Below are 22,097 nucleotides of genomic sequence, written 5' to 3' on the forward strand. Positions count from 1 at the left end.
CATCACTTCTCCCGTCCCGCCAATTGATCCGCCAACCAGCACAAAAAGCCGCGTTCCTCAAATGTGGACAGCGCCTCTTCCGCTTCCCGGGTCAGCGTTTCCACCAGCTCCCGGCAGGCATCCAGGCCCTTAAGGGTGTAGAATGTGGTCTTCTCATTGGCGCTGTCGGAGCCAATGCTCTTGCCCAGTGTCTGCTCGTCCCCCACCACGTCCAGCATATCGTCCCGGATCTGGAAGGCCAAGCCCAGCTTCTGAGCATAGCGGCGCACCGCCGCCCGCTCCAGCTCGTCTCCGCCCGCCGCGATGCAGCCCATCTCTGCGGCGGCTGCGATCAGCGCTCCGGTCTTGAGGGCTTGAAGCCGCTCCAGCTCCTGCTGGCGCAGGCTGCGTCCCTCCGCCGCCATGTCCAGCGCCTGGCCGCCTACCATGCCCCGGGCTCCGGCGGCCCTCGCCAGGCAGGCACACGCCGCCGTCACCCGCTCCGCAGGCAGGCATTCGCCCCCCTCCAGCGCAGTTTCAAAGGCGGCGGTCAGCAGGCCGTCTCCCGCCAGGACCGCCATAGCCTCCCCAAATACCTTGTGGTTGGTGGGGCGGCCCCGCCGGAGGTCGTCGTCATCCATGCAGGGCAGATCGTCATGGATCAGAGAATAGGTATGGATCATCTCTGCCGCACAGGCAAAGGGCAGAGCTTGGACCGGGTCCCCGCCGCACATACGGCAGACCTCCAGAGTCAGAACGGGCCGCACCCGCTTACCGCCTGCCAAAAGGCTGTACTCCATGGCGTCATACAAACCGGCCATGGGCTCGCACGCCCGAAAACGCTCCTTGAGGCGGGCCTCGATCAGGGCGACATCTTCATCTAGCTGCTTTCGATAGTCCATATCATCCCTCCCCGGGCAGAAAAGGCTCTTCCGCCGGCTTCCCGCCGGGCCCCGCCGAGAGCTTGACCACCTTCTGCTCAGCCTTATCCAGCAGGCCGGAGCACTGCTTCATCAGCGAGGTACCCTCCTCAAACAGCTTGAGGGATTCCTCCAAAGGGGCCTCCCCCTTTTCCAACTGGGTCACGATCTCCTCCAGGCGGGCCATGCTCTCCTCAAAGGACCTCTTTTTTTCCGCCATCGTTCTCTCCTCCTTGCTTGGCCTCCACCCGACAGCGGAGGGCTCCGTCCGCCAGGCGCACCGTCACATTGTCTCCCGGCTCCACGCCGGACACGGATGCAAGTACCCGCCCCGCCCCGTCGGTGGTCAGAGCATAGCCCCGGCCCAGCACCTTCAGGGGGCTGAGCGCATCCAGCGCCGCGGCCAGCCGGGCAAAGCGTTCCCGCTCCACCGCCAGCGTGCCGCGGAGCCCGTGGACCAGGCGGCGGCTCTGGTAGTCCAGCAGCATCCTCCGGTCCTGGATGTAGTACAGCGGGTCCTGCAGGGCCCGGGCCCTGCCCAGACGCTCCAGCTCCCGCCGGTTACGCTCCAGCCTGCTCCCCATGGCCTGTTCCAGCCGCGCTTCGTATTGGAACAGCGCCGCGAACAGCTCGTTCTGATCGGGCACCGCCAGTTCCGCCGCGTTGGAAGGTGTAGCCGCCCGCAGATCAGCCACGAAATCCGCAATGGTCACGTCGGGCTCGTGCCCCACCGCGGAGATAACGGGAGTCTCACAGTCGTAGATGGCCTGTGCCACGCCTTCGTCGTTGAACGCCCACAGGTCCTCCATGGAGCCGCCGCCCCGGCCGGTGATGATGAGGTCGGCCACCCGGTGCTGATCGGCATACCGAAGGGCCGAGGCGATCTCGCCCGGCGCTTCCACCCCCTGGACCCGTACCGGCAGCAGCACGATCCGAGCCAGGGGCCAGCGTGCCCCCAGAATGCGCAGCATATCCCGCACTGCCGCCCCCGCGGGTGAGGTAATCAGGGCGATCCTTTGGGGATACCGGGGAATCGGCCGCTTATGGCCCTGGTCGAAAAGTCCCTCCCGAAAGAGCTTTTCCTTCAACTGTTCAAAGGCCACATGCAGGTCTCCGACGCCATCCGGAGAGAGCTCCTGGCAGTAAAGCTGGTACTGTCCGTCCCGCGGAAAGACAGCCACCCGGCCAAAGGCCACCACCTTCATCCCGTTTTCCGGCCGAAACCGAAGCCGGGACGCCTCCCGGCGGAACATGACGCACCGGATGGCGCCCCCCTCGTCCTTCATGGAAAAGTAGTGGTGCCCAGAGGGGTACATCTTATAGTTGGAGATCTCCCCGCGGACAAAGAGGCCGGACAGAAGTCCGTCCCGGTCCAGCAGGTCTTTGATATAGCCATTGACCTGGGATACGCTGTAAACACGCCCCTGGATGCTCATGTGCTCGCCTCCTGTTTCAGGGCCCGACCGGCCAGGATGGCCACGCCCAGGGCGTTGTCGGTGGAATACTGCGGCGGGGCAAACACCGCGTCCGTCATCCGCCCCCGGAGCAGTCCATTGGAGGCCACGCCCCCGGAGCAGAGCACCGGCAGGCCGGGGTAACGCTCCAGCGCCGCCCGGGTGGTACGGACCACCGCTCCGGCGACCGTCTCCAGGACAAACCGCGCGATCCGGGCCGGATCGGTCCCGTTTTCTGCCTGTGCCTTAACCTGGTTCTCCACCCCGGACAGCGAAAATGTTAAGTCCTTTACCTTGACGGGAAACCCCTGGACCTCCTCCGCACCGCGGGCCAGTGCATCCACAGCCTTCCCGGCGGGAAAGGTCAGCTTCAGCAGCTTACCCGCGCGGTCAATGAGCTGGCCGGCAGAGATGTCGCTGGTGCCCCCGATGCAGGTACACTCCACCGTGGCCCCGGCGGGCTCCACCAGCACCAGCTCCGTAGTGCCGCCGGAAAGATGCCATGCCAGATGGGGACGGTCCAGCAGCTCCGCACGCCCCGCCGACCAAGCCGCAGCGGCGATGTGTCCCTGCTGGTGAGCGCAGGGATAAAACGGGACATGGAGCAGATCCGCCAGGCTCCGCCCCTGAGATTCCCCCGCCAAAAAGCAGGGCATATAGGAGCCCTCCACCCATCGCGGCTTGACGCTGGCCCCCACGGCGGAGATCGGGGCGTCCAGTTTCCCCTCCGTCCGGAGCTGATGAATCAGCAAGGGCAACCGCTTTACATGCTGGAACAGCGCGTCGCTCTGCCGCAGGCCCAAAGCCCCCTCGGGCACCTCCAGCAGCCGTCCCAGATTATAGCCTCTCATCCCGTCGAACAGGGCCACTGAGGTGGTGTAGTTACTGGTGTCGATTCCCAGACAGACCGGCATACCCTATTCCCCGTCCGCAGCAGGGGCGGCGGGCTGGTTGGCCCGCTCCGGAGGCAGCTCGCCCCGCATGAAGGCGCCCAAAATGCCATTGATAAAGGAGACCGTCTCCGGCGCCTCATAGTGCTTGGCAATCTCCACCGCATCGTTAATGGCGGCGGCGGCGGGGATATCCGGCATGTATAAAATCTCATACATGGCCACCCGCATCACGGCTGCCGCCATGCGGGAAATCCGGGAAAAGGCCCAGCCGATGGCATATTTGGAAATATAGCTGTCCAGCTCGGGCCCGTGACTGCAGACTCCCTTCACCAGCGCAGATATGTACTGGCGCTGTTTTTCGTTGGGGAATTCTGCATAGAGAGGCTCCTCCTCCCGAAGCGTCTCGAAGTGCTCCCTGGTCAGGGAGCGGTCCAGCAGCTCCTCAGCGCTCAGGTTGGAAAAGCCCAGCTCGAAGGACAGATGGACGGCGATCTCCCGGGCAATGCTTCTGGTCATGGCGGTTCCTCCCACAAAACGTTCTTTTATATCCAATCCTCTTTCAACGGCGGCGCGCTCCGCCTCTCCGGACGGATGCCGCTATTCACACAGCATAGATTATATACATTTTCCCCTCAAAAATAAACACCAAATTACCACAAAAAAGCATTGGGCGACCACTCGCCCAATGCTTTTTTCGTGCGGTCAGGAAATTACTGGGGCTTGCGGGTCTCTTTGTCAAAAATGACCCCGCCCACATTGACGTTCACAGCCTCGACCGTCAGACCGCTGGTCGCCTCGATGCTGCTCATCACGGCCTCCTGCACAGCCCGGCCCACCTCTGGAATGGTGTGCCCGTATTTGACCAGGATATTGACATCCACGGTAACGTTCTCTTCGGCCACCTCCAGGCGGATGCCCCGGCTGAGCGTCTTTTTGCCCAGCAGCTCGGCCAAATCGGTGCCCAGGTTGGCGGCCAGTCCCCCGACGCCCTCTACTTCCAGCGCGGCGGCGGCGGCAATCACCGCCAGGACCTCTTCCGATATATGGATATTGCCCAGTTCATCCGACCGGGAAACATACTCCTTGCCCTCGCCCATGAGAATCACGCTCCTTGTTGTAGTAGTAGCATTATACCACAAAACGAGCGAATTACAATGACTTTTTAGCTGGCCTGGATGATCTTGATCTGGCTGGCCTTCAGTCCGGTCTCTCCCATGACGATTTCGCTGATCCGGGCGGTGTCGGTGTCGGTCAGGCCGTTCTCGCTGGCCGAAACGACCACGCTGATGCCGTTATCGCTGAGGAAGGCCACGCAGTCGCCATAGCCCTTGGCGGTGACCAGATTCTCGATCTGGGCCTCGGCCAGGGTGTTGGCGGCCATGGTCTGGATGGCCTGGTTGGCCTGGTCCACGGACGCCTGATCCGCCTTCTCTTCGCCGGCGGCCTGCTGCAGCAGGGACAAGGCGCTGTCCCGGGCCTGCTGGCGGTTGAGGCGGGCGCTGGCAAAGTAGCCGCTGCTCGTCTGAGGCGCCTGGGTCTCCGTGCCATCTGAGGCGCTCGGGGTGGGAGATGCCCCTCCTTTATTCCCGAACAGTGCGTCGGTGTCCGCGCCGGAGCCACCTACCAGGGCGGCCTCGCCCAACACCTTTCCCGTCCCCGCAGAGGCCCCGTTCCCCTCCTGGCTGTAAGACCAGTTGAGGTAGACCGCCGCGCATACGAACAGGACGATCACCGCCACTACCGCGTTCCGTTTCCATAGCTTCATTGTCTGTTCCTCCTTATTTTCCCTTGCAGATACTGATTTTATCGGAACCCAGCCCTGTCAGAGCGGAGACCGCTTCCACCATCGCCAGCCGGATACCGGGGTCGTCCGCCCCCTCGCACACCACCAGAGCCCCCTGAAACTGGGGGTAGATCTGCTGGAGCGGCACCGTCTCTTCCCGTCCCGAACCCCGAGAGACCACCACTGTACTGCGGCTTTCCTCGGTCTCCCCCTCTTTTTGCGAGGTGGAGGCGTCTTGAGCCAGCACCTGGCGGGTGCTGGTCTTTACTGTCAGCGCCACGGAGACCTTTCCCGCTCCCTCGACCCGGGAGAGGGTATCGGCCAGCTTGCGCTCCAGCCCCTCCAGATCGAAGGCCAGGCCGTCAGACTCCATCGCAGCCGCCTGTTCCCGTGCCGTCGCGCTCCCGCCCAGATCCGGCAGGGTGAGCAGGACGATGCCCGTCAGGATCACCAGCAGAACGAATTTATACTTTTCCAGAAGGACCAGGAGCTTTTGCCCGCTCCGGACTACACCTTCCGCACTTTTCTTCATTCCAAGTCACCGCTTTCGTATGTTTGGCGGTCGGCTGGGATGGCCAGATCCGCCTCGATCTGCCGTGTCAGGGTCCGGCGTTGGGCCTCGTCCAATGTGCCGGTGATGACCACCGCCGCAGGATAGGGCATATCGCCCGTTCCGACCCGGCAGGTCACTGTCACCCGCTCCAAATGAGCCCCGAAAGCCTCCGCCTTGTCCAGAATATATGCGCCGGTACGCTCGGCTATGATGGTTTTCATCAGGTCCAGGTTAGTTTCTTCCAGCTCCAAGTCATAGGCGCCAAAAGCGGCCTGATAATCGGTCGCCGCGATGGCCATGGCGCTGTAGTCAAAGGTGAGGACGGGCTGCAGTACAGCCAGCAGCAAAACCAGCCCTCCTACCAGCTTTCCCACCTTCCGCACCGTGCCGGATGGGGTAAGGCTGTCCGCCAGCGCGATGATCATGGCGGCACAGGTGACCCCCACCAGCCACCGTCTCAACAGCTCCATCATGCCGTCACCACCGAGATGGCCGAGATCATGGAGACCAGCAGCAGCAGGGCGCAGGCTCCCGTCATGCCCAGCACCAGACCGAAGGCCCCGCCGATGTTGTCGATGAGCCCGGCCACCCGGCCCTCCGCCACCGTGGCGGACAAGGCCGCCGTCAGCTTATAGGCCAGATAGTGGACCCCAAGCTGCAAAAATGGGATCACGCACATGGACAGCACTGCCAGCATCCCAAACACCCCCACGCTGTTTTTCAAAAGCTCGGCGCCGGCCAGCACCGTCTCCGCCGCATCGGACAGGATGCCGCCCACCACCGGCACCATGCCGGAGACGGCGAACTTAGCCGCCTTTATCGCCACCGCATCGGCGGAGCCGGCAATCACCCCGCTGACTGTAAGATAACCCACAAAGGCCAGCATGATGGTGGTGAGGGCCGAGGTCACCCCCCATTTGAGCAGTCCGGCCACTCGTTTGAGCCCCTCGTTTCCCACGGCCGCATGGGCCACGCAGGCGGCGATATAGGCGTACACCAGCGGGAGCAGCAGCCGGTCGATCAGCGTCAGGAGGACATCGGCAAAAAAGACCGTGGCTACCTGCCGGGCGACCGCCCCCGCCGGTGACCCTCCCGCCGCCGTCGCTGCCGCCAGGGTGGGCAGCAGCACCTTGGAGAAGGAGTCCATGCTATCCAGCGCCTGCCGCCCCATGCCGATGAGGGAGCTGACGTCAGTCACCGCCACGGCTGTGATGGCCAGCGCCCCCACAATGGGCACGATTTCCAGGCTTGTCCCGAAGCCCGTTCCGGAGTAGGCCCCATCCCCCAGGGCACAGAGCAGCACCACCGTCAGCAGCAGGATGCCGCTGCGCACCGCCTTGCGCACCACGCCCCACAGGGCGCCGCTCCCAGTATCCAGAATGGACTGAAGGCCCTCGTTCAGATCCACCTGCGCCCCCGCGTCGCCGGGGGCGTACTCTCCCGCCGCCTCGGTCAGCTTGTCCAGCTCCAGGGCCTCGCCTTGCCGGACCAGCACATCGCTCTCCGCCGCCTGGGCCGGGCGGGCCAGCAGCACTGCCAGCGCCAAAACCAGCAGTGGGATCATGGCCTTGCTTGCATATCTCATACATTCACACCTTGCCTACAGCAGTCCTGTCACCATACTGAGCACTGTGCGCAGCAGAGGCAGGGCCACAAACAGGGCGGAGGCCGCCCCGGCCGTCTCCACAAAGGCGGCGATACCGTTCTCCTTGGCATCCCGGCACAGTTCCGCCGCAATTCGGGTCAGAATGGCGATGCCCACCGTCTTGAGCACGGGGGCCAGAATGGCCGGTGACAGCCCGGCAGTATCGCCCAGGGTGTCCATCAGCTCCCGGACGCCTTCCAACGCACCCAAGGAAAGCCCCAGGATGACCGTCCCGGCCGCCAGGGCCAGGACCAGCCCCAATTCGGAGGCATTTTTCTTCACTACCACCGCGCACAGAGCGGCGGCCACGGCCACAGCCGCGATCTTTACCATATCCGGCATGGCACATCACAGCCCAAACAGGTTTTTTACCAGGTTGAACAGATCGCTGATCTCCTGAACCACCATCATTAGCACCACCACCAACCCCGCCAGGGTGGTCATGGTGGCCTGCTCGTCCCGCCCCGAGCGGGTCAGCACCTGATTGAGCACGGAAACCAAGATGCCGATGGCCGCTATTTTGAAAATCAGATCTACATTCATGCTTTCTCCACTTCCCCCGCAGCCGCTCCCCGGCGGTCTGTTCGAAATCGGTTTACAGCAGGAGAATGACCGTCAGCGCACCGGCCCCCATGCCCAGCACACCGTACATCCGGCCCAGCCGGTTCCGATCTTCCTCCGCCCGTTCCAGGCAGCGGGCCAGCTCGGCTAGGGCAGACTCCAGCGCCTCCCTCTGTCCATCTCCGTCATAACGGCCCAGCACCTCCCCCAGCCCCGCCAGGACCAGAGTTTCCTCTCCCGAGAACAGCAGGTCGGGCTCAGCGTCCAGGGCCTCCCGCCACAGCTCGCCCAGGCTCTTCTCCCCCAGCCGGTCCAGGCTGTCCCGGCACCGGGCGAAGAAATAGCAGGCCGGGGCCTGTGCCCGTTTTGCTACGACGGCCAGCAAGTCCGGCATAGGGGTCAGCCGAAAAGAGAGCTCCCGCTCCATCAGTTCCAGCCCGCCGATCAGCGCGCGCAGACTGGTCACCCGTGCCCGGAGCTGGGCTGCGGCTCCAAACCCGATGCTGGAAGCTCCCGCCATCAGGATCAAAGCGCCGGCCAGTTTCAGCACAGCCACTTCCCCCTTTCCGGCTCTGTCACCTCATAGTGCCGCCCGGCCTCACCCGCACGAATCAGGACGACCCGCCGGAACAGTCCGGCGTCCATCAGCCGCCGGTAGAGCGGCCGGGTCCACAGGTCCCGCAGGGACCCACCATGAGCGGTGCACAACAGCGCCACACCGCAGCCCGCCGCCTGTTCCAGAGCCTCGATGTCCTCTGCCGCGGTAATCTCATCGGCCGCCAACACCTGAGGATTCATCCCCCGCAGCAGCATGGCCAGCGCAGCCCCCTTGGGGCAGCCGTCCATCACATCGGTGCGCTCACCCACGTCTACCTGGGGGACCCCCTCGTACATGGCGGCCACCTCACCCCGCTCATCGGCCAGCCCTACGCGCAGGGCCTCCATCCCCACCCCGTCAGAAATGCAGCGGACCAGGTCCCGCAGCAGCGTGGTCTTGCCTCCTCCGGGCGGCGAGAGCAGCAAGGTGCTGTGCAGTTTCCCGCCCTCCAGAAGTTTGGGCAGCACCCCCGCCGCCGCTCCGGGCACCTCATGCGCAATCCGGATGGCCAGCGAGGACATCTGCCGCAGATTATGTATCTCCCCGTCTCGAACCACCGCGCTGCCGCAGATGCCTACCCGGTGACCGCCCCGGACGGTGACGAATCCGCATTTCACCCGGTCCAGCACCGTGTGCGCCGAGGCCCGGCTGGCCACCTCCAGCACCAAACCCAGATCCTCCGGGCGGACCGGGCCTGGGCAGTGCGGAATCTCCCGCTCCCCCGCCGGTCCCGCCACCATGGGCGGCCTGCCGGCCCGCAGCCGGAATTCTTCCGCTCTGGCCTTGTCCCTCTCCGGCATTTTACATGCCGCCTGCCGCAAATCATAGGGAAGAAGGGCCGCCGCCTGCTCAAACCGAGCTGCCTCCGTCCGCACCCTTATCGCCGTCTCCATGGGTTATTTTCCCCCTTGTCCTGTGTTGATGCTCCATTCTATGTATGGTTGTCCATGTCTATGACTGGACCGTTCAAAAGTTTTCTGATGCAAAGGTCGGAGGGATTGCGATGTGGACATAGCCAGGTGCTCAGGGGGAAAAATAAAGGAGCAGCTCTGCGCTGCCCCCTGAAACAAATTATGTTAAAGGTCTTCCCTCACCGCACAGAACAAAGGGGGGCAATATGAGCGGAAATGTGGTAAAGTGATTTCATGGATCAGCAGATGACCCTGTCAGCATTCAGCGACGCTCTGGCGAATGTACGGACGAAGAAAAAAGAATTTCTATCGCAGATAGATCGCATTGTTCCGTGGGGAGAATGGGTGTCGAAAATCAAGCCGTGCGATTACAAGGGGAGCGCGGGAATAAGCCCTACGATTTGGAACGGATGCTGCGGATCTATATGCTTCAAAATCTGTATGACCTGTCGGACATGGGAACCGTAGCAGAGGTCATAGACAGCCGCGCGTTTTCCGCATTTTGTGGCGTTGATTCCAGCAACCAGGTGCCGGACGGAGACACGCTGGGACGCTTCCGCCATATTCTTGAGGAGAACGGGATTCAGCAGAAACTGTTCGCCCAGGTGGTCCGGCGGCTCATGGAAAAAATAATAAAATGACTTGTGCGTAGCTTTTCAGCACCGTAAAACTTGAAAGGAAGCACATAGTTACTTCTATTCTCCCGCAAAGCATCGATTAGCGCATTTAGGACTATGGGCTCTCTTTGTTCTGGTGGTCTATTTTCCAACTCATGCTTAAGCTTGGCTGTGCGTGCTTCACCAAATAAGCTTCGCAAATGTTCATCAAACTTGGTGTTACTACTTAAAGCCATGTTAATGCGGTTGTAATTAAAGAAATCCTGCTGCTGGACGAACTCACCGCCAGCTACTTTGTGGCCGTGTGGAAGATGCTCCGCAAAAATGGCTGCGTCCCCAGCGCCCTCACGCAGAATGTGAAAGACCTGCTGGCAAGCCCGGCCATCTCCAACATTCTGGACAACACGGATTTTCTGATCCTGTTGTCGCAGGCCCAAAGTGACCGGGCGATCCTCGCCAAGCAGCTGGGCATTTCCGAGCACCAGCTCTCCTACATCACCCACTCCAATTCCGGCGAGGGGCTGCTGTTCTATGGAAATGTGACCATCCCGTTTGTGGATCGGTTCCCCAAGGGAGAGATCTATAACCTGCTGACCACCCGCCCGGAGGATATGGCCCATGAACGAAAAGACGAATAAGGCCGGGGCCACTTCGGGACAAAAAGGGTCCGTTGACAAAATAGCAACTTAACCGCGGGAGAGAAATTGTGCGCAAGAAAAAAGACGCCGGATGGCGTCAGTTCATGGCCCAAATCATTCTTATTGCTCTGGAAGGAGGCCTACATGGAAGATCCCGTACCCGTCAAGGAGGAATACACCTATCAAGTCGGCAAAATCCAATTCATTGTCACGCCCGTCTACAAGGACAAAGGCGAGTCCATGCGTGACATCCTGTTGAAGCTGATGCTGGCCGATCTGGAGCCAGCCTAACTGTTCCATCGACATCCTTAACACGGGCAGTCGGCAGAGGTATAATATACATAGATAAGAACCTCTTGCTTGATTGCAGGAAGGAGGATATTTTGAAACAGTCAAACAAGAAAATCTCTACCGGCACAGCCGCTCTCTACTGCCGACTGAGCCGTGATGATAATATGGACAGCGAGTCTAACAGCATCCAGAACCAAAAGAAGATTCTCCAAAAGGCCGCCAAGGACAAAGGCTATACGGACACCATCTTTTTCGTGGACGACGGTATCACAGGCACCACCATGAAACGCCCTGGATTTCAGAAAATGATCGCCGCAATCGAGGCCGGGTACATCTCGGCAGTGTTTGTGAAAGATTATTGTGCGATAATAGGACTAAATCAGAAAGACCTTGAAAATCAAGGCATTCTGGCTTAGTCCCTTCTTTTTTTGACCGAAAACAAAGGACTTTCACAATAATCAAGCAAGCCGGAGGGTGCTGCTGCACACTTCCGGCAGAAGGAGGATATAGTGGGTGCTATCAAAGTCTTCTTGAAGGAGGTTCTGCTTCCAATCGCGCTTGCGTTCTGCCTCGCGTCATTTCTCAAGCCGATCTATATGCCTGACGGCGTATGTGACTACTTCCTTATGTGGATCTGCGTCGGCTTGCCATTCGGCATCCGGAAGATGTGCCTCTGGCTCGTTCCCAGCGGCTACGGTATCTCCGGCTCAGTCGGCATCTTCGCATTGAACTTAATCATAGGCGGTCTTATCGGAGGACTTGCCTTCTTCATCGGGCTGCTGCTCGGTGTCATTCATACCATCCGAGAAATCATCTGAACTACATCGTAAACGAAGAGGGTTTGTTTCTTCTCCAATTTGGAGTAAGAAGCAAACCCTCTTTTTTTGTTGCCCAAAAGCCGGAATATTTGCTGGCGATGCGGCGAAGGAAAGGAGTTTTTAAGCATGAAACGCATGACAGCCGGTGATCTGCAAGCACTGGAATTGCTGATGCAGACCACACCCGGCTTTGAGCATTATGACAGCGGTGTGGATGGCATTCTCCCTGAGTGCCGAAGCTGCCGCTTTCATCGTCCCTTCTGGAAATATCAGTCCTGCGTGTTTGCGGAGTGTCCCTACTGCTGCAATCCCGTTTCAACCCTCAAAAATCAAAGTGGCACATCTGATGCCGGAAAGGAAGCCAGTCATGGATAACAAAATCGAAATCTTCAAGAATGAACAGTTTGGTGAGGTAAGAACGATCCTCGAAGGAGAAAAAGTTCTGTTCTGTGCGGCAGATGTTGCAAAGGCACTCGGTTACACCAACCCGAACAAGGCGGTCAACGACCATTGCAGGGCTATAACGAAATGTTCTACCCCTATCAGCGGGAAAGTTCAGAGTATCAACTTCATCCCGGAAGGAGACGTTTATCGGCTAATTATTCGCAGCAAACTTCCTGCGGCTGAAAAGTTTGAACTGTGGGTATTTGATGAGGTCATTCCTACCATTCGCAAGACCGGCGGCTACATGACGGACTCCCTTCTGGAACGCATTCAGAAGGAACCTGCGGTCATTGTGGAGTTTGCTCAGGCGTTGATTTTGGAAAAGAATCGCGTAAAGGCTCTTGAGTGTGAGCTGATCACGGCAAAGCCCAAAGCCGATTACTACGACGCCTTCATCAATCCGGATGACTGCACCAATATCCGAACGACGGCGAAGGAACTGAAAATCCCGGAGCGCAAGTTCGTCCAGTTCCTTCTCAAAGAAAAGTACCTGTTCCGCTCTCCTTCCGGGCAGCTTCTTCCCTACAACAAGGACAGCAATGCCGGACTGTTCATCGTCCGCGATTTTGTGACGTTCTGCTACACCGGTTCTCAGACCTACTTCACGCCGAAGGGCAAGGAGGTCATCCGAATGAAGTTCCAGAAAAAGTGCGGCGAAGAACTGCTTTCCAAGATGGCAAGGTGATTTTCGTGGCAGTCTATCGCGTAAATAAAAATCGTGGCTATACCGTCATGGCGAACTTCCACCTCCGAGACAAGAGCCTGTCACTCAAGGCGGTCGGTCTTCTCTCAAAGATGCTCTCGTTCAATGATGGCTGGAAGTTCTCAACCAAGGGACTTTCTGCAATCTGCAAGGAAGGTCCGGATGCCATTCTCTCCGCGCTCCGTGAGCTTGAAAAGCACGGCTACCTTGTCCGGCACCGGCAGAGAGACGGTAAAGGCAGGATGAGCAGCACAATCTTTGAGATATACGAAGAGCCGCAGGAGTCCGCGCCAGAACGGGAAATACCACACACGGAAAATCCATGTGTGGAGAAGCCAGATGTGGATAATCCACGCGGGGATAGGTCCGCACAAATAAATACTGATCAAGTAATTACCCAAGAAAGAAATACTCTCTCAAAGAACTATCAATCCATCAATCTTGATGGGATGGACAGGATGGATGAGCGAAGCGAGTATGAAGAGATTATCAAAGAGAATCTTGACTACGACATTCTCTGTCAGGATCCGAAGTTCGATAAAGACCGCTTCCGGGAGATCATGGACATCATGCTGGATGCCGTCTGTTCCACTGCGCCGACCATCCGCATCAATGGCGAGGATATGCCGCAGCAAGTAGTCAAATCCCGCTTTCTCAAGCTGAATAGCAGCCACATTGAGTACGTTCTGGAAGCAATGAACAAGAACCCGTCAGACATCCGTAATATCCGGGCGTACCTGTTGACCGCTCTGTATAACGCCTCTCTGACGATAGACAATTACTACTCCGCCCTCGTCAATCATGATTTCTACGGGCAGGACAGATCGGCAGGGTCAAAGAAGCCGAAGACCTACGATTATAGCCTTTGTGAAGACACTCTTTAATGAATACCATCGTGAGCAATGCTCGGAAAGGAGGACAGTGTAAATGAAAAGCATCTATCGCCGGATTGTGCCGCCTTAGCTTCGGCAGCAGTCCCCATAATCATTCCAATGAAAGGAGGTAAACGCCGCAATGCAGGATGAAGTCAACACCAAAGTTGTTGCAATCATGATCAAGGGCGGCAAAATCTCAGCCGAGGTGCTGAAAAAGGCACTGGACAAGTTCGTGCAGGAGATCGAGAAAGCGCAGAAGCAGATGCAGCAGCCCAAAACCTATCGCGGCAAACAGTCAATCAAGCATCTGATGAGCCAGAACGCCGCCATCTCCAACATCGAAGTGACGGATGGCAATATCAAATCCTTTGAGCGGACTGCCAGCAAATACGGTCTGGACTTTGCGCTCAAGAAGGACGTTTCCGTAGAACCGCCCAGCTATCTTGTCTTCTTCAAGGGACGGGACGTTGATGTCATGACCGCCGCCTTCAAGGAGTTCTCTGCCAAGACTGTCAAGCAGAAGGAACAGCCGTCCATCCGGCACAAGCTGGATCAGGAGAAAGCCCAGAGCAAGGCGCAGCACAAGGAGAAAGTCAAGGTCAAGACCAAGGATCGGGGTGTGGAGCTGTGAGCAAACCCGATGTGAAGAAGCTCATTCTTCTGAACCTTCCGTATGTCTTCGCCTTCTACTTTGCGGATAAGATCGCCGCCGTGTTTCGTCTCGCTCCCGGCACGGAGTTCATCGACAAGCTGACAAACGGCTTTGCCGTGTTCGGCACTGCCTTCGCAAATCCGCTGCCCAGCTTTCATCCCGTTGATCTGCTCATCGGTGTGATTGCCGGTGCGCTGCTCAAGCTGGCGGTCTATGTCAAGGGTAAGAACCGCAAGAAGTTCCGGCAGGGCGAAGAGTACGGCTCTGCCCGATGGGGCAAGCCGGAGGACATCAAGCCGTACACGGATCCGGAGTTCTCGAACAACGTCATCTTGACGCAAACGGAGTTCCTGACCATGAACAGCCGCCCGAAGCAGCCGAAATACGCCCGCAACAAAAATATCCTTGTCATCGGCGGTTCTGGCTCAGGCAAGACGCGCTTTTTCGTGAAGCCAAATCTGATGCAGATGCACAGCAGCTACGTTGTCACCGACCCAAAGGGTACGGTGCTGGTGGAGTGCGGCAAAATGCTTGAAAAGGGCGGCTATGTCATCAAGTCGCTGAACACCATCAATTTCCGGAAATCCATGCACTACAACCCGTTCAGCTACATCCGCAGCGAGAAGGACATCCTCAAGCTGGTCAATACGATCATCGTCAACACGAAGGGAGATGGCGATAAGTCCGGCGAAGATTTTTGGGTGAAGGCGGAGAAGCTGTACTATACAGCCCTCATCGGTTACATCTGGTACGAGGCACCCGACCACGAGAAAAACTTTACTACCCTGCTCGAAATGATCAATGCCTCGGAAGCCAGAGAGGACGATGAGACCTTCAAGAACCCAGTGGATGTCATGTTCGACGAGCTGGAAGCCCGCGACCCTGACCACTTTGCGGTCAAGCAATACCGCAAATACAAGTTGGCGGCGGGCAAAACCGCGAAGTCGATTTTGATTTCCTGCGGTGCAAGGCTTGCGCCCTTCGACATCGCAGAGCTGCGGGAGCTGATGAGCTACGATGAGATGGAGCTGGACACCATTGGAGACCGGAAGACGGCACTGTTCGTCATCATTTCCGATACCGATGACACCTTCAATTTCGTCGTGGCGATCATGTATTCCCAGCTCTTCAACCTTCTCTGCGACAAAGCAGATGACGTTTACAACGGACGGCTTCCCGTCCATGTGCGCTGTCTGCTGGACGAGTTTGCGAACATCGGTCAAATTCCGAAGTTTGATAAGCTCATCGCCACCATCCGAAGCCGGGAAATCTCGGCGTCAATCATCTTGCAGTCCCAGTCTCAGCTCAAGACCATCTACAAGGATGCGGCAGACACCATCACGGGCAACTGCGACTGCACTCTTTTCCTCGGCGGCAAGGAGAAATCTACCCTAAAGGAAATCAGCGAGGTGCTGGGCAAGGAGACTATCGACCTTTACAACACCTCAGAAACCCGTTCCAACAACAACTCTTATGGCTTGAATTATCAGAAAACCGGCAAGGAACTGATGTCTCAGGATGAGATCGCCGTCATGGACGGAGCCAAGTGTATTTTGCAGCTTCGAGGCGTGAGACCTTTTCTCAGTAACAAATACGACATTACGAAGCATCCAAAGTACCGGCAGCTCTCCGACTATGACAAGCGGAACGCCTTTGACATCGAGAAATACCGGCAGCACAAGCTGGTGGTCAAGCCCGATGACACATTCGACCTCTATGATATGGGCGAGGTCGATGCAGATTAAAGCCCCGTCGCTGCACTGCGCAGTGGGTAAAGCCTGATGGCTTATCCCAAAGCAGAACAGCGACGGGGCTTCTTTTTTTATGCCCATTTTCAAAAATACACACTCAACTTTCATCGATTCAAGGAGGAAAATCTATGGCTTTTATCAATCAGGCTGTCACGGTTCTTCAGACGCTTGTTATCGCCCTCGGCGCAGGTCTCGCAGTGTGGGGTGTTGTCAATCTCATGGAAGGCTACGGCAACGACAACCCCGGTGCCAAGTCTCAGGGCATCAAGCAGCTCATGGCTGGCGGTGGTGTGGTGCTGATCGGCACGACCCTCATCCCTCTGCTCTCCGGTCTGTTCGGTTAATCCGGCAGCCGCGCAGAAGTAACCATCGGGGCGGGTGCTGGAAAAGGCACTCGCCCTTCACAATTCACCAACGATTTAAGGAGGAAATTCAAGTATGGCATTTATCAATCAGGCAGTTACGGTTCTCCAGACGCTTGTTATCGCCCTCGGCGCAGGTCTTGCGGTGTGGGGCGTTGTCAACCTCATGGAAGGCTACGGCAACGACAACCCCGGCGCTAAGTCTCAGGGCATCAAGCAGCTCATGGCTGGCGGCGGTGTGGTGCTGATCGGCACGACCCTCATCCCTCTGCTCTCCGGTTTGTTCGGCTAATCCACGGCAAGCCCAGCTTAACCGAAGGGTGGTGAAATATTGGGCAGCATTTTAGAAAAGATCGAACAGGCTCTCAAGGATATGCTGATCGGATGGATCGAGAGCAACCTGACCAATATGTTCACCGATGTCAATGAGAAGGTAGGAACGATTGCCGCCGAGGTCGGACAAACCCCGTCCGGCTGGAACGGCGGCGTGTACCAGATGATCCGGGGACTATCCGAAAACGTGATAGTCCCCATCGCTGGTATCATCATCACCTTCGTTTTGTGCTATGAACTGATCTCCATGATCACCGAGAAAAACAACCTTCACGACATGGACACATGGATGTTCTTCAAGTGGTTTTTCAAGGCGGCTGTGGCGATCTATCTTGTGACGCACACGTTTGACATCGTGATGGCAGTATTCGACATCGGGCAGAACGTAGTTTCCGGTGCAGCAGGAGTCATCCACGGCAACACGAGCATTGACATTGAAGCGACGATTGCGCAGATGCGTACCGGTATGGAGAACATGGGTGTCGGAGAACTGCTCGGACTGTCGATAGAAACGCTCCTGATCAGCCTGTGCCTCAAAATCATGGCGATCCTCATTACGGTCATTCTCTACGGGCGCATGATTGAGATTTACTGCACCGTGAGCGTTGCGCCTATTCCCATTGCAACCATGAGCAACCGCGAATGGGGCAGCATCGGCACGAACTATCTGAAAGGTCTGTTTGCTCTGGCATTTCAGGGCTTTCTCATCATGGTCTGCGTCGGCATCTATGCGGTGCTGATCAACGGCATGATCATCGCAGACAACATTCATTCGGCTCTGTTCTCTGTGGCAGCGTACACGGTCATTCTGTGCTTCTCGCTGTTCAAGACCGGAAGCCTCGCAAAATCCATTTTCCATGCGCACTAAGGAGGTCGGCAGCATGAAGAAGTACAGCATCATCTACGCCGATCCCCCTTGGGCGTATCGGACTTACTCCAAGAAGGGACAGGGGCGGTCGGCAGAAAGCCATTATCCGACGATGTGCATTGAAGACATCAAGGCACTTCCGGTTGGCGAACTGGCTGCGAAGGACTGCGCTCTGTTCCTCTGGATCACGTTCCCATGCCTCTGTGAAGCACTCGAAGTGCTGACGGCATGGGGCTTTTCTTATAAGACCGTGGCTTTTGTATGGGTGAAGCAAAACCGCAAGAACGATGACCTCTTCACCGGCATGGGGTATTGGACAAGGGCAAACGCGGAAATCTGCATCCTTGCCACGAAGGGACATCCGAAGCGAGTTGACGCCGGTGTGCGTCAGGTCATCCTCAGCCACATCGAAGAGCATTCCAAAAAGCCGGATGAGGCGCGGGAACGCATTGTTCGGCTCATGGGAGACCTTCCCCGCGTAGAGCTTTTTGCCCGTCAGTCTCCCGAAGGCTGGGACGTTTGGGGCAACGAGGTCGAATGCACGGCACATCTTCCAATGGAGGAAACACCATGCTGCGGCTAAAACCTATCTCTCTTCGAGACGCCAACGAGTATGTCCGGAAGTATCACCGGCATCATAAGCCGGTTGCCGGTCACAAGTTTTCCATCGGCTGTGAAGCAGACGGTGAGCTGGTCGGTGTAATCATCGCCGGGCGTCCCGTCAGCCGGTATCTGGATGACGGCTTCACATTGGAGGTTACAAGGCTATGCACCAACGGGGCGAAGAACGCTTGCAGCCTTCTCTACGGCGCGGCGGCAAGAGCTGCTGCGGCTATGGGCTATAAGCGCATCATCACCTACACGCTGGAAAGCGAAAACGGGGCAAGCCTTCGGGCTTCCGGCTGGATCTGTCAAGGCAAAGCGGGTGGGCTTCGCTGGACAGGCAAGCGTCAGCCGAAGGAGGATCAATATCCCGCACAAATGAAGCTGCGCTATGAAAAGCAGCTTAGAAAGGAGGAAACAGTCAATGGCATTTGTTCCGGTCCCGAAGGATCTTAACCGCGTCAAAACGAAGGTCATGTTCAACCTGACCAAGCGGCAGCTCATTTGTTTTTCCATCGCTGCGGCGGTCGGCGTCCCGATCTTCTTTCTGGCGAAGGCGCATCTCGACTTGTCTACGGCGGCAATGCTGATGGTGGTGATCATGCTCCCGTTCATCTTCTTCGCGCTTTACGAGAAGGACGGTCAGCCCGCCGAAAAGTATCTGTACCACATCGTACAGTCCATGTTCATCCGGGACAAGGTGCGTCCCTATCGCACTAACAATCTCTACGCTGAAATTCAGCAGAAAATCAAAGAACAGGAGGAATTGCAGCTTGAACAACAGCACAGCAAAGGCAAAGCCTAAGATGACCGTCAAGAACGGCGTCGTTTACGGCGATGCCCTTTCCGCTCAGGAAAAGAAGCGGATCGTCATGCAGAAGAAAAAGGACAGGAAGGCAAAGAAAGTCCGCAAGTCCGCCCAGCAGACCATTCCCTATGTGGAGATGTGCCGCGACGGTATCTGCAAGGTGAACAGCCGCCTCTACACGAAGTCAATCGCCTTTGAGGACATCAACTACCAGCTTGCGCAGAACGAGGACAAAACTGCCATCTTTGAGAACTGGTGCGACTTTCTGAACTACTTTGACAGCTCGATTTTCGTCCAGCTCTCCTTCATCAATCAGAAGGCAAGCCTCAATGAGTTCCGCAAGCGCATCAACATTCCGGCACAGGAGGACGCCTTCAACGACATCCGCTCCGAGTATTCCGGTATGCTGCAAAACCAGCTCACCAAGGGCAACAACGGGCTGATCAAGAAGAAGTACATCACCTTCGGCATTGAGGCGGACTCCCTCCGCACGGCAAAGCCGAAGCTCGAACGCATTGAAACCGACATCCTCAACAACTTCAAAACTCTCGGCGTGAGAACCGAGCCGCTGTCCGGCTACGAACGGCTGAAAGTGCTTCATGATGTGTTCAATATGGACAGCAATGAGCCGTTCCGCTTTTCCTTCGATATGGTTGCCCGGACAGGACTTTCCAGCAAGGACTTCATCGCTCCCACTTCCTTTGACTTCCGTGAAGGCAAGTGCTTCAAGATGGGCAAAACCATCGGCGCGGTGAGCTTCCTGCAAATCCTCGCGCCGGAACTCAATGACCGTATGCTTGCCGACTTCCTTGAGATGGACAGCAACATCACGGTCAATTTTCATATCCGGACGATTGACCAGGCGAAGGCGATCAAGAGCATCAAGTCGAAGATCACCGACCTCGACAAGATGAAGATTGAAGAGCAGAAAAAGGCAGTCCGCTCCGGCTACGATATGGACATCATTCCGTCCGATCTCGCTACCTTCGGCGGTGAGGCAAAGCGTCTGTTGCAGGATCTCCAGACCCGCAATGAGAGACTGTTTCTTGTGACTATCCTCATCATGAATACGGCAACCAATCGCCAGAAGCTCGAAAACGCGGTATTCCAGACCGCCGCCATTGCCCAAAAGTATAACTGTGCGCTCAAGCGTCTTGACTTCCAGCAGGAAGAGGGGCTGATGTCCTCTCTGCCTATCGGCGTCAATCAGGTGGAAATTGAACGAGGACTGACCACTTCCAGCACAGCGGTTTTCGTGCCGTTCACCACGCAGGAGCTTTTTCAGGGCGGTGAAGCTCTCTACTACGGGCTGAACGCGCTGTCCAACAACATGATCATGGTTGACCGCAAGCAGCTCAAAAACCCCAACGGACTGATCTTGGGTACGCCCGGTTCCGGTAAGTCCTTCTCCGCAAAGCGTGAAATGACGAACGCCTTCCTCATCACGGAGGATGACATCATCGTCTGCGACCCCGAAGCAGAGTATTTTCCCCTCGTGCAGAAGCTCGGCGGTCAGGTTATCCGTATCTCGCCGGTCAGCACGGATTACATCAATCCGTTGGACATCAACACGAACTACTCCGAAGAGGAAAACCCGCTGACGCTGAAATCCGACTTCATTCTCTCCATGTGTGAGCTGATTATCGGCGGCAAGGACGGCTTGCAGCCGGTTGAGAAGACCATCATTGACCGCAGTGTCCGCATGGTCTATCAGGAGTTCCTTGCAGACCCCAAGCCGGAGAAAATGCCGATCCTCGAAGATCTCTACAACATTCTGAGAAATCAGAAGGAACCGGAGGCACAGCGCATCGCAACTGCCCTTGAAATCTATGTTCACGGCTCTCTGAATGTCTTCAATCACAGAACGAATGTAGATGTCAACAACCGCTTCGTCTGCTATGACATCCGCGAACTCGGCAAGCAGCTCAAGAAGCTCGGTATGCTGATTGTGCAGGATCAGGTGTGGAACAGAGTTACCATCAACCGCGCCCAGCACAAGGCAACGCGCTACTACATGGACGAGTTCCACCTTTTGCTGAAAGAGGAACAGACCGCCGCGTACAGCGTGGAAATCTGGAAGCGTTTCAGAAAATGGGGCGGCATTCCGACCGGAATCACGCAGAACGTCAAGGATCTGCTTGCGTCCCGCGAGGTAGAGAACATCTTTGAAAACTCGGATTTTGTCTACCTTCTGAATCAGGCATCCGGCGACCGGCAGATTCTCTCGAAGGCGCTGAACATCTCGCCCAGCCAGCAGAACTACATCACCAACTCCAACGCCGGTGAGGGGCTGATCTTCTACGGCTCGACCATCGTTCCCTTCAAGGACGATTTCCCGAAGGACACCCAGCTCTACCGCATCATGACCACCAAACCCGAAGAAACCGTACAGAACTAAGGAGGATTTTTGAATATGAACAACAAGATGATTACCATTCCCTACGCGGACGCTATCGAATACGGAGAGAACACCTCCGCGCTGTTTAAGGCTCTGTGGGAGCTGACCGATCTGATCCGACTGGAAAGCGACCTCAAGAAGCATCACCGCGCCTACCTCCATGTGAGGGAGGACATCGACGAAAAGGTCAAGGAAGCGCGTCAGATTATGATCAAGGTATCTGTGGATATGATCGGCTTTTACTTCAATGTTGATGTTTCTGAGTGCAGCAACAACGACGAGAATACCCCGTTCGCTGACGCGGCGGATGATGAAGCCGTATCTATCCCCAAGGACAAGTATGAGCTGATGATCGACGATCTGCTCACGATGTCCGAAATCATTCAGTGCGTCGCAGATATGCGCACGCAGGATGCGAAGGCAATCCGCGAGTTCGGCAAGTTCGTCCCTGCTTTTGCCGCCTTTGAGAAGAACCGGCTGAGCCTCTATCGTGAGGCGGCGAAGGAAGCCGAGGAAATCTTCGACCGTTGGGCAGACGAGATTGACGATCTCGACGAGGACTTCATGGAAGATGAGGACTACGAGCCGGACGAGTATTACTCCGACTGATATGCTCTCAAATCCGAAGAAAGGAGCTGG

At 57.1% G+C, this 22,097-nt stretch carries 30 protein-coding genes and 2 pseudogenes; 18 read left to right on the forward strand and 14 right to left on the reverse strand.

Features of this window, described 5'->3' with window-relative positions; all coding sequences use genetic code 11:
* Window positions 1-2: 2 nt before the first annotated feature.
* The 14 genes from BN2154_RS08630 to BN2154_RS08695 form a co-directional block, all read right to left on the reverse strand.
* Window positions 3-881, reverse strand: a complete 879-nt coding sequence (locus BN2154_RS08630) for a polyprenyl synthetase family protein (protein ID WP_050618427.1) — start codon at window positions 879-881, stop codon at window positions 3-5.
* Window position 882: 1 nt separating this feature from the next.
* A complete protein-coding gene (xseB, locus tag BN2154_RS08635) occupies window positions 883-1,119 on the reverse strand; it encodes an exodeoxyribonuclease VII small subunit (RefSeq protein ID WP_050618428.1) in 237 nt (78 codons plus the stop codon).
* A complete protein-coding gene (gene xseA / locus BN2154_RS08640; protein WP_050618429.1) occupies window positions 1,094-2,335 on the reverse strand; it encodes an exodeoxyribonuclease VII large subunit in 1,242 nt (413 codons plus the stop codon). The genes xseB and xseA overlap by 26 nt, the downstream gene beginning before the upstream one ends.
* On the reverse strand, window positions 2,332-3,267 hold the full coding sequence (locus BN2154_RS08645; RefSeq protein WP_050618430.1) for a Kae1-like domain-containing protein: 936 nt from the start codon (window positions 3,265-3,267) through the stop codon (window positions 2,332-2,334). Before BN2154_RS08645 ends, xseA begins: the two co-directional genes overlap by 4 nt.
* Window positions 3,268-3,270: 3 nt before the next feature.
* On the reverse strand, window positions 3,271-3,762 hold the full coding sequence (gene nusB / locus BN2154_RS08650) for a transcription antitermination factor NusB (RefSeq protein WP_050618431.1): 492 nt from the start codon (window positions 3,760-3,762) through the stop codon (window positions 3,271-3,273).
* Between the two features lie 194 nt (window positions 3,763-3,956).
* Window positions 3,957-4,343: an Asp23/Gls24 family envelope stress response protein gene (locus BN2154_RS08655; protein WP_050618432.1), complete on the reverse strand. Its 387-nt coding sequence runs from the start codon at window positions 4,341-4,343 to the stop codon at window positions 3,957-3,959.
* Window positions 4,344-4,408: 65 nt separating this feature from the next.
* Window positions 4,409-5,011, reverse strand: a complete 603-nt coding sequence (locus tag BN2154_RS08660; RefSeq protein WP_050618433.1) for a SpoIIIAH-like family protein — start codon at window positions 5,009-5,011, stop codon at window positions 4,409-4,411.
* A gap of 13 nt (window positions 5,012-5,024) precedes the next feature.
* Window positions 5,025-5,561: a hypothetical protein gene (locus tag BN2154_RS08665; RefSeq protein ID WP_050618434.1), complete on the reverse strand. Its 537-nt coding sequence runs from the start codon at window positions 5,559-5,561 to the stop codon at window positions 5,025-5,027.
* Window positions 5,558-6,055 carry a hypothetical protein gene (locus BN2154_RS08670; RefSeq protein ID WP_050618435.1) on the reverse strand — a complete coding sequence of 166 codons (498 nt, stop codon included), beginning with the start codon at window positions 6,053-6,055 and terminating at the stop codon, window positions 5,558-5,560. The genes BN2154_RS08665 and BN2154_RS08670 overlap by 4 nt, the downstream gene beginning before the upstream one ends.
* The gene (locus BN2154_RS08675; protein WP_050618436.1) at window positions 6,052-7,167 is read right to left on the reverse strand and encodes a stage III sporulation protein AE; all 1,116 of its coding nucleotides are present in this window, start codon (window positions 7,165-7,167) and stop codon (window positions 6,052-6,054) included. Before BN2154_RS08675 ends, BN2154_RS08670 begins: the two co-directional genes overlap by 4 nt.
* Before the next feature lie 15 nt (window positions 7,168-7,182).
* Window positions 7,183-7,560 (reverse strand): stage III sporulation AC/AD family protein, encoded by a 378-nt coding sequence (locus BN2154_RS08680; protein WP_238074461.1) that lies wholly within the window; start codon window positions 7,558-7,560, stop codon window positions 7,183-7,185.
* Between the two features lie 15 nt (window positions 7,561-7,575).
* On the reverse strand, window positions 7,576-7,770 hold the full coding sequence (gene spoIIIAC / locus BN2154_RS08685; protein ID WP_033116648.1) for a stage III sporulation protein AC: 195 nt from the start codon (window positions 7,768-7,770) through the stop codon (window positions 7,576-7,578).
* A 52-nt stretch (window positions 7,771-7,822) separates the two neighbouring features.
* Window positions 7,823-8,338, reverse strand: coding sequence for a stage III sporulation protein AB (locus BN2154_RS08690; protein WP_050618438.1), 516 nt, complete (start codon window positions 8,336-8,338; stop codon window positions 7,823-7,825).
* The gene (locus BN2154_RS08695; RefSeq protein ID WP_050618439.1) at window positions 8,332-9,279 is read right to left on the reverse strand and encodes a stage III sporulation protein AB; all 948 of its coding nucleotides are present in this window, start codon (window positions 9,277-9,279) and stop codon (window positions 8,332-8,334) included. The genes BN2154_RS08690 and BN2154_RS08695 overlap by 7 nt, the downstream gene beginning before the upstream one ends.
* A gap of 264 nt (window positions 9,280-9,543) precedes the next feature.
* Between BN2154_RS08695 and BN2154_RS08700 the strand changes: the two are divergent.
* The 18 genes and pseudogenes from BN2154_RS08700 to BN2154_RS08775 form a co-directional block, all read left to right on the forward strand.
* Window positions 9,544-9,926 (forward strand): annotated as a pseudogene (locus BN2154_RS08700) (transposase); the annotation flags it as partial.
* 248 nt (window positions 9,927-10,174) lie between these two features.
* Window positions 10,175-10,552 (forward strand): annotated as a pseudogene (locus BN2154_RS08705) (VirB4-like conjugal transfer ATPase, CD1110 family); the annotation flags it as partial.
* A gap of 144 nt (window positions 10,553-10,696) precedes the next feature.
* Window positions 10,697-10,843 (forward strand): hypothetical protein, encoded by a 147-nt coding sequence (locus BN2154_RS16040; RefSeq protein ID WP_006573143.1) that lies wholly within the window; start codon window positions 10,697-10,699, stop codon window positions 10,841-10,843.
* Between the two features lie 92 nt (window positions 10,844-10,935).
* The gene (locus BN2154_RS08710) at window positions 10,936-11,259 is read left to right on the forward strand and encodes a recombinase family protein (protein ID WP_050618441.1); all 324 of its coding nucleotides are present in this window, start codon (window positions 10,936-10,938) and stop codon (window positions 11,257-11,259) included.
* A 93-nt stretch (window positions 11,260-11,352) separates the two neighbouring features.
* A complete protein-coding gene (locus tag BN2154_RS08715) occupies window positions 11,353-11,661 on the forward strand; it encodes a DUF6050 family protein (protein ID WP_050618442.1) in 309 nt (102 codons plus the stop codon).
* 126 nt (window positions 11,662-11,787) lie between these two features.
* Window positions 11,788-12,036 carry a hypothetical protein gene (locus BN2154_RS15265; protein WP_040650084.1) on the forward strand — a complete coding sequence of 83 codons (249 nt, stop codon included), beginning with the start codon at window positions 11,788-11,790 and terminating at the stop codon, window positions 12,034-12,036.
* The gene (locus tag BN2154_RS08720; protein WP_050618443.1) at window positions 12,029-12,790 is read left to right on the forward strand and encodes a phage antirepressor KilAC domain-containing protein; all 762 of its coding nucleotides are present in this window, start codon (window positions 12,029-12,031) and stop codon (window positions 12,788-12,790) included. Before BN2154_RS15265 ends, BN2154_RS08720 begins: the two co-directional genes overlap by 8 nt.
* Entirely contained in the window at window positions 12,787-13,692 is a 906-nt protein-coding gene (locus BN2154_RS08725; protein ID WP_050618444.1) for a DUF6017 domain-containing protein, read from the forward strand. Before BN2154_RS08720 ends, BN2154_RS08725 begins: the two co-directional genes overlap by 4 nt.
* Window positions 13,693-13,822: 130 nt before the next feature.
* Window positions 13,823-14,314 carry a PcfB family protein gene (locus BN2154_RS08730; RefSeq protein ID WP_005934796.1) on the forward strand — a complete coding sequence of 164 codons (492 nt, stop codon included), beginning with the start codon at window positions 13,823-13,825 and terminating at the stop codon, window positions 14,312-14,314.
* Window positions 14,311-16,080, forward strand: coding sequence for a VirD4-like conjugal transfer protein, CD1115 family (locus tag BN2154_RS08735; RefSeq protein ID WP_050618445.1), 1,770 nt, complete (start codon window positions 14,311-14,313; stop codon window positions 16,078-16,080). Before BN2154_RS08730 ends, BN2154_RS08735 begins: the two co-directional genes overlap by 4 nt.
* A 134-nt stretch (window positions 16,081-16,214) precedes the next feature.
* On the forward strand, window positions 16,215-16,430 hold the full coding sequence (locus BN2154_RS08740; protein ID WP_005934794.1) for a Maff2 family mobile element protein: 216 nt from the start codon (window positions 16,215-16,217) through the stop codon (window positions 16,428-16,430).
* A gap of 94 nt (window positions 16,431-16,524) precedes the next feature.
* Window positions 16,525-16,740: a Maff2 family mobile element protein gene (locus tag BN2154_RS08745; RefSeq protein WP_005934794.1), complete on the forward strand. Its 216-nt coding sequence runs from the start codon at window positions 16,525-16,527 to the stop codon at window positions 16,738-16,740.
* Between the two features lie 39 nt (window positions 16,741-16,779).
* Window positions 16,780-17,649, forward strand: a complete 870-nt coding sequence (locus BN2154_RS08750) for a VirB6/TrbL-like conjugal transfer protein, CD1112 family (protein ID WP_050618446.1) — start codon at window positions 16,780-16,782, stop codon at window positions 17,647-17,649.
* A complete protein-coding gene (locus BN2154_RS08755; protein ID WP_094762434.1) occupies window positions 17,639-18,232 on the forward strand; it encodes an MT-A70 family methyltransferase in 594 nt (197 codons plus the stop codon). The genes BN2154_RS08750 and BN2154_RS08755 overlap by 11 nt, the downstream gene beginning before the upstream one ends.
* On the forward strand, window positions 18,220-18,708 hold the full coding sequence (locus BN2154_RS08760; protein WP_050618448.1) for an XF1762 family protein: 489 nt from the start codon (window positions 18,220-18,222) through the stop codon (window positions 18,706-18,708). The genes BN2154_RS08755 and BN2154_RS08760 overlap by 13 nt, the downstream gene beginning before the upstream one ends.
* On the forward strand, window positions 18,677-19,057 hold the full coding sequence (locus tag BN2154_RS08765) for a PrgI family protein (protein ID WP_005934790.1): 381 nt from the start codon (window positions 18,677-18,679) through the stop codon (window positions 19,055-19,057). The genes BN2154_RS08760 and BN2154_RS08765 overlap by 32 nt, the downstream gene beginning before the upstream one ends.
* Window position 19,058: 1 nt before the next feature.
* A complete protein-coding gene (locus BN2154_RS08770) occupies window positions 19,059-21,458 on the forward strand; it encodes a VirB4-like conjugal transfer ATPase, CD1110 family (RefSeq protein ID WP_050618449.1) in 2,400 nt (799 codons plus the stop codon).
* 15 nt (window positions 21,459-21,473) lie between these two features.
* Complete coding sequence (locus BN2154_RS08775) at window positions 21,474-22,067, forward strand: hypothetical protein (protein ID WP_050618450.1); 594 nt, start codon at window positions 21,474-21,476, stop codon at window positions 22,065-22,067.
* Window positions 22,068-22,097 lie beyond the last annotated feature (30 nt).

Source organism: Intestinimonas massiliensis (ex Afouda et al. 2020), from assembly GCF_001244995.1.
Lineage (GTDB): Bacteria > Bacillota > Clostridia > Oscillospirales > Oscillospiraceae > Intestinimonas > Intestinimonas massiliensis.

Coding starts and splice junctions, on each gene's coding strand:
- BN2154_RS08740 (WP_005934794.1), top strand. CDS start 16,215: ATGGCTTTTATCAATCAGGCTGTCACGGTTCTTCAGACGCTTGTTATC.
- BN2154_RS08675 (WP_050618436.1), bottom strand. CDS start 7,167: ATGAGATATGCAAGCAAGGCCATGATCCCACTGCTGGTTTTGGCGCTG.
- BN2154_RS08695 (WP_050618439.1), bottom strand. CDS start 9,279: ATGGAGACGGCGATAAGGGTGCGGACGGAGGCAGCTCGGTTTGAGCAG.
- BN2154_RS08665 (WP_050618434.1), bottom strand. CDS start 5,561: ATGAAGAAAAGTGCGGAAGGTGTAGTCCGGAGCGGGCAAAAGCTCCTG.
- BN2154_RS08745 (WP_005934794.1), top strand. CDS start 16,525: ATGGCATTTATCAATCAGGCAGTTACGGTTCTCCAGACGCTTGTTATC.
- xseA (WP_050618429.1), bottom strand. CDS start 2,335: ATGAGCATCCAGGGGCGTGTTTACAGCGTATCCCAGGTCAATGGCTAT.
- BN2154_RS08720 (WP_050618443.1), top strand. CDS start 12,029: ATGGATAACAAAATCGAAATCTTCAAGAATGAACAGTTTGGTGAGGTA.
- spoIIIAC (WP_033116648.1), bottom strand. CDS start 7,770: ATGAATGTAGATCTGATTTTCAAAATAGCGGCCATCGGCATCTTGGTT.
- BN2154_RS08765 (WP_005934790.1), top strand. CDS start 18,677: ATGGCATTTGTTCCGGTCCCGAAGGATCTTAACCGCGTCAAAACGAAG.
- nusB (WP_050618431.1), bottom strand. CDS start 3,762: ATGACCAGAAGCATTGCCCGGGAGATCGCCGTCCATCTGTCCTTCGAG.
- BN2154_RS08755 (WP_094762434.1), top strand. CDS start 17,639: ATGCGCACTAAGGAGGTCGGCAGCATGAAGAAGTACAGCATCATCTAC.
- BN2154_RS08645 (WP_050618430.1), bottom strand. CDS start 3,267: ATGCCGGTCTGTCTGGGAATCGACACCAGTAACTACACCACCTCAGTG.
- BN2154_RS08730 (WP_005934796.1), top strand. CDS start 13,823: ATGCAGGATGAAGTCAACACCAAAGTTGTTGCAATCATGATCAAGGGC.
- BN2154_RS08680 (WP_238074461.1), bottom strand. CDS start 7,560: ATGGTAAAGATCGCGGCTGTGGCCGTGGCCGCCGCTCTGTGCGCGGTG.
- BN2154_RS08660 (WP_050618433.1), bottom strand. CDS start 5,011: ATGAAGCTATGGAAACGGAACGCGGTAGTGGCGGTGATCGTCCTGTTC.
- BN2154_RS16040 (WP_006573143.1), top strand. CDS start 10,697: ATGGAAGATCCCGTACCCGTCAAGGAGGAATACACCTATCAAGTCGGC.
- BN2154_RS08670 (WP_050618435.1), bottom strand. CDS start 6,055: ATGATGGAGCTGTTGAGACGGTGGCTGGTGGGGGTCACCTGTGCCGCC.
- BN2154_RS15265 (WP_040650084.1), top strand. CDS start 11,788: ATGAAACGCATGACAGCCGGTGATCTGCAAGCACTGGAATTGCTGATG.
- BN2154_RS08760 (WP_050618448.1), top strand. CDS start 18,220: ATGCTGCGGCTAAAACCTATCTCTCTTCGAGACGCCAACGAGTATGTC.
- BN2154_RS08630 (WP_050618427.1), bottom strand. CDS start 881: ATGGACTATCGAAAGCAGCTAGATGAAGATGTCGCCCTGATCGAGGCC.
- BN2154_RS08775 (WP_050618450.1), top strand. CDS start 21,474: ATGAACAACAAGATGATTACCATTCCCTACGCGGACGCTATCGAATAC.
- BN2154_RS08655 (WP_050618432.1), bottom strand. CDS start 4,343: ATGGGCGAGGGCAAGGAGTATGTTTCCCGGTCGGATGAACTGGGCAAT.
- xseB (WP_050618428.1), bottom strand. CDS start 1,119: ATGGCGGAAAAAAAGAGGTCCTTTGAGGAGAGCATGGCCCGCCTGGAG.
- BN2154_RS08770 (WP_050618449.1), top strand. CDS start 19,059: ATGACCGTCAAGAACGGCGTCGTTTACGGCGATGCCCTTTCCGCTCAG.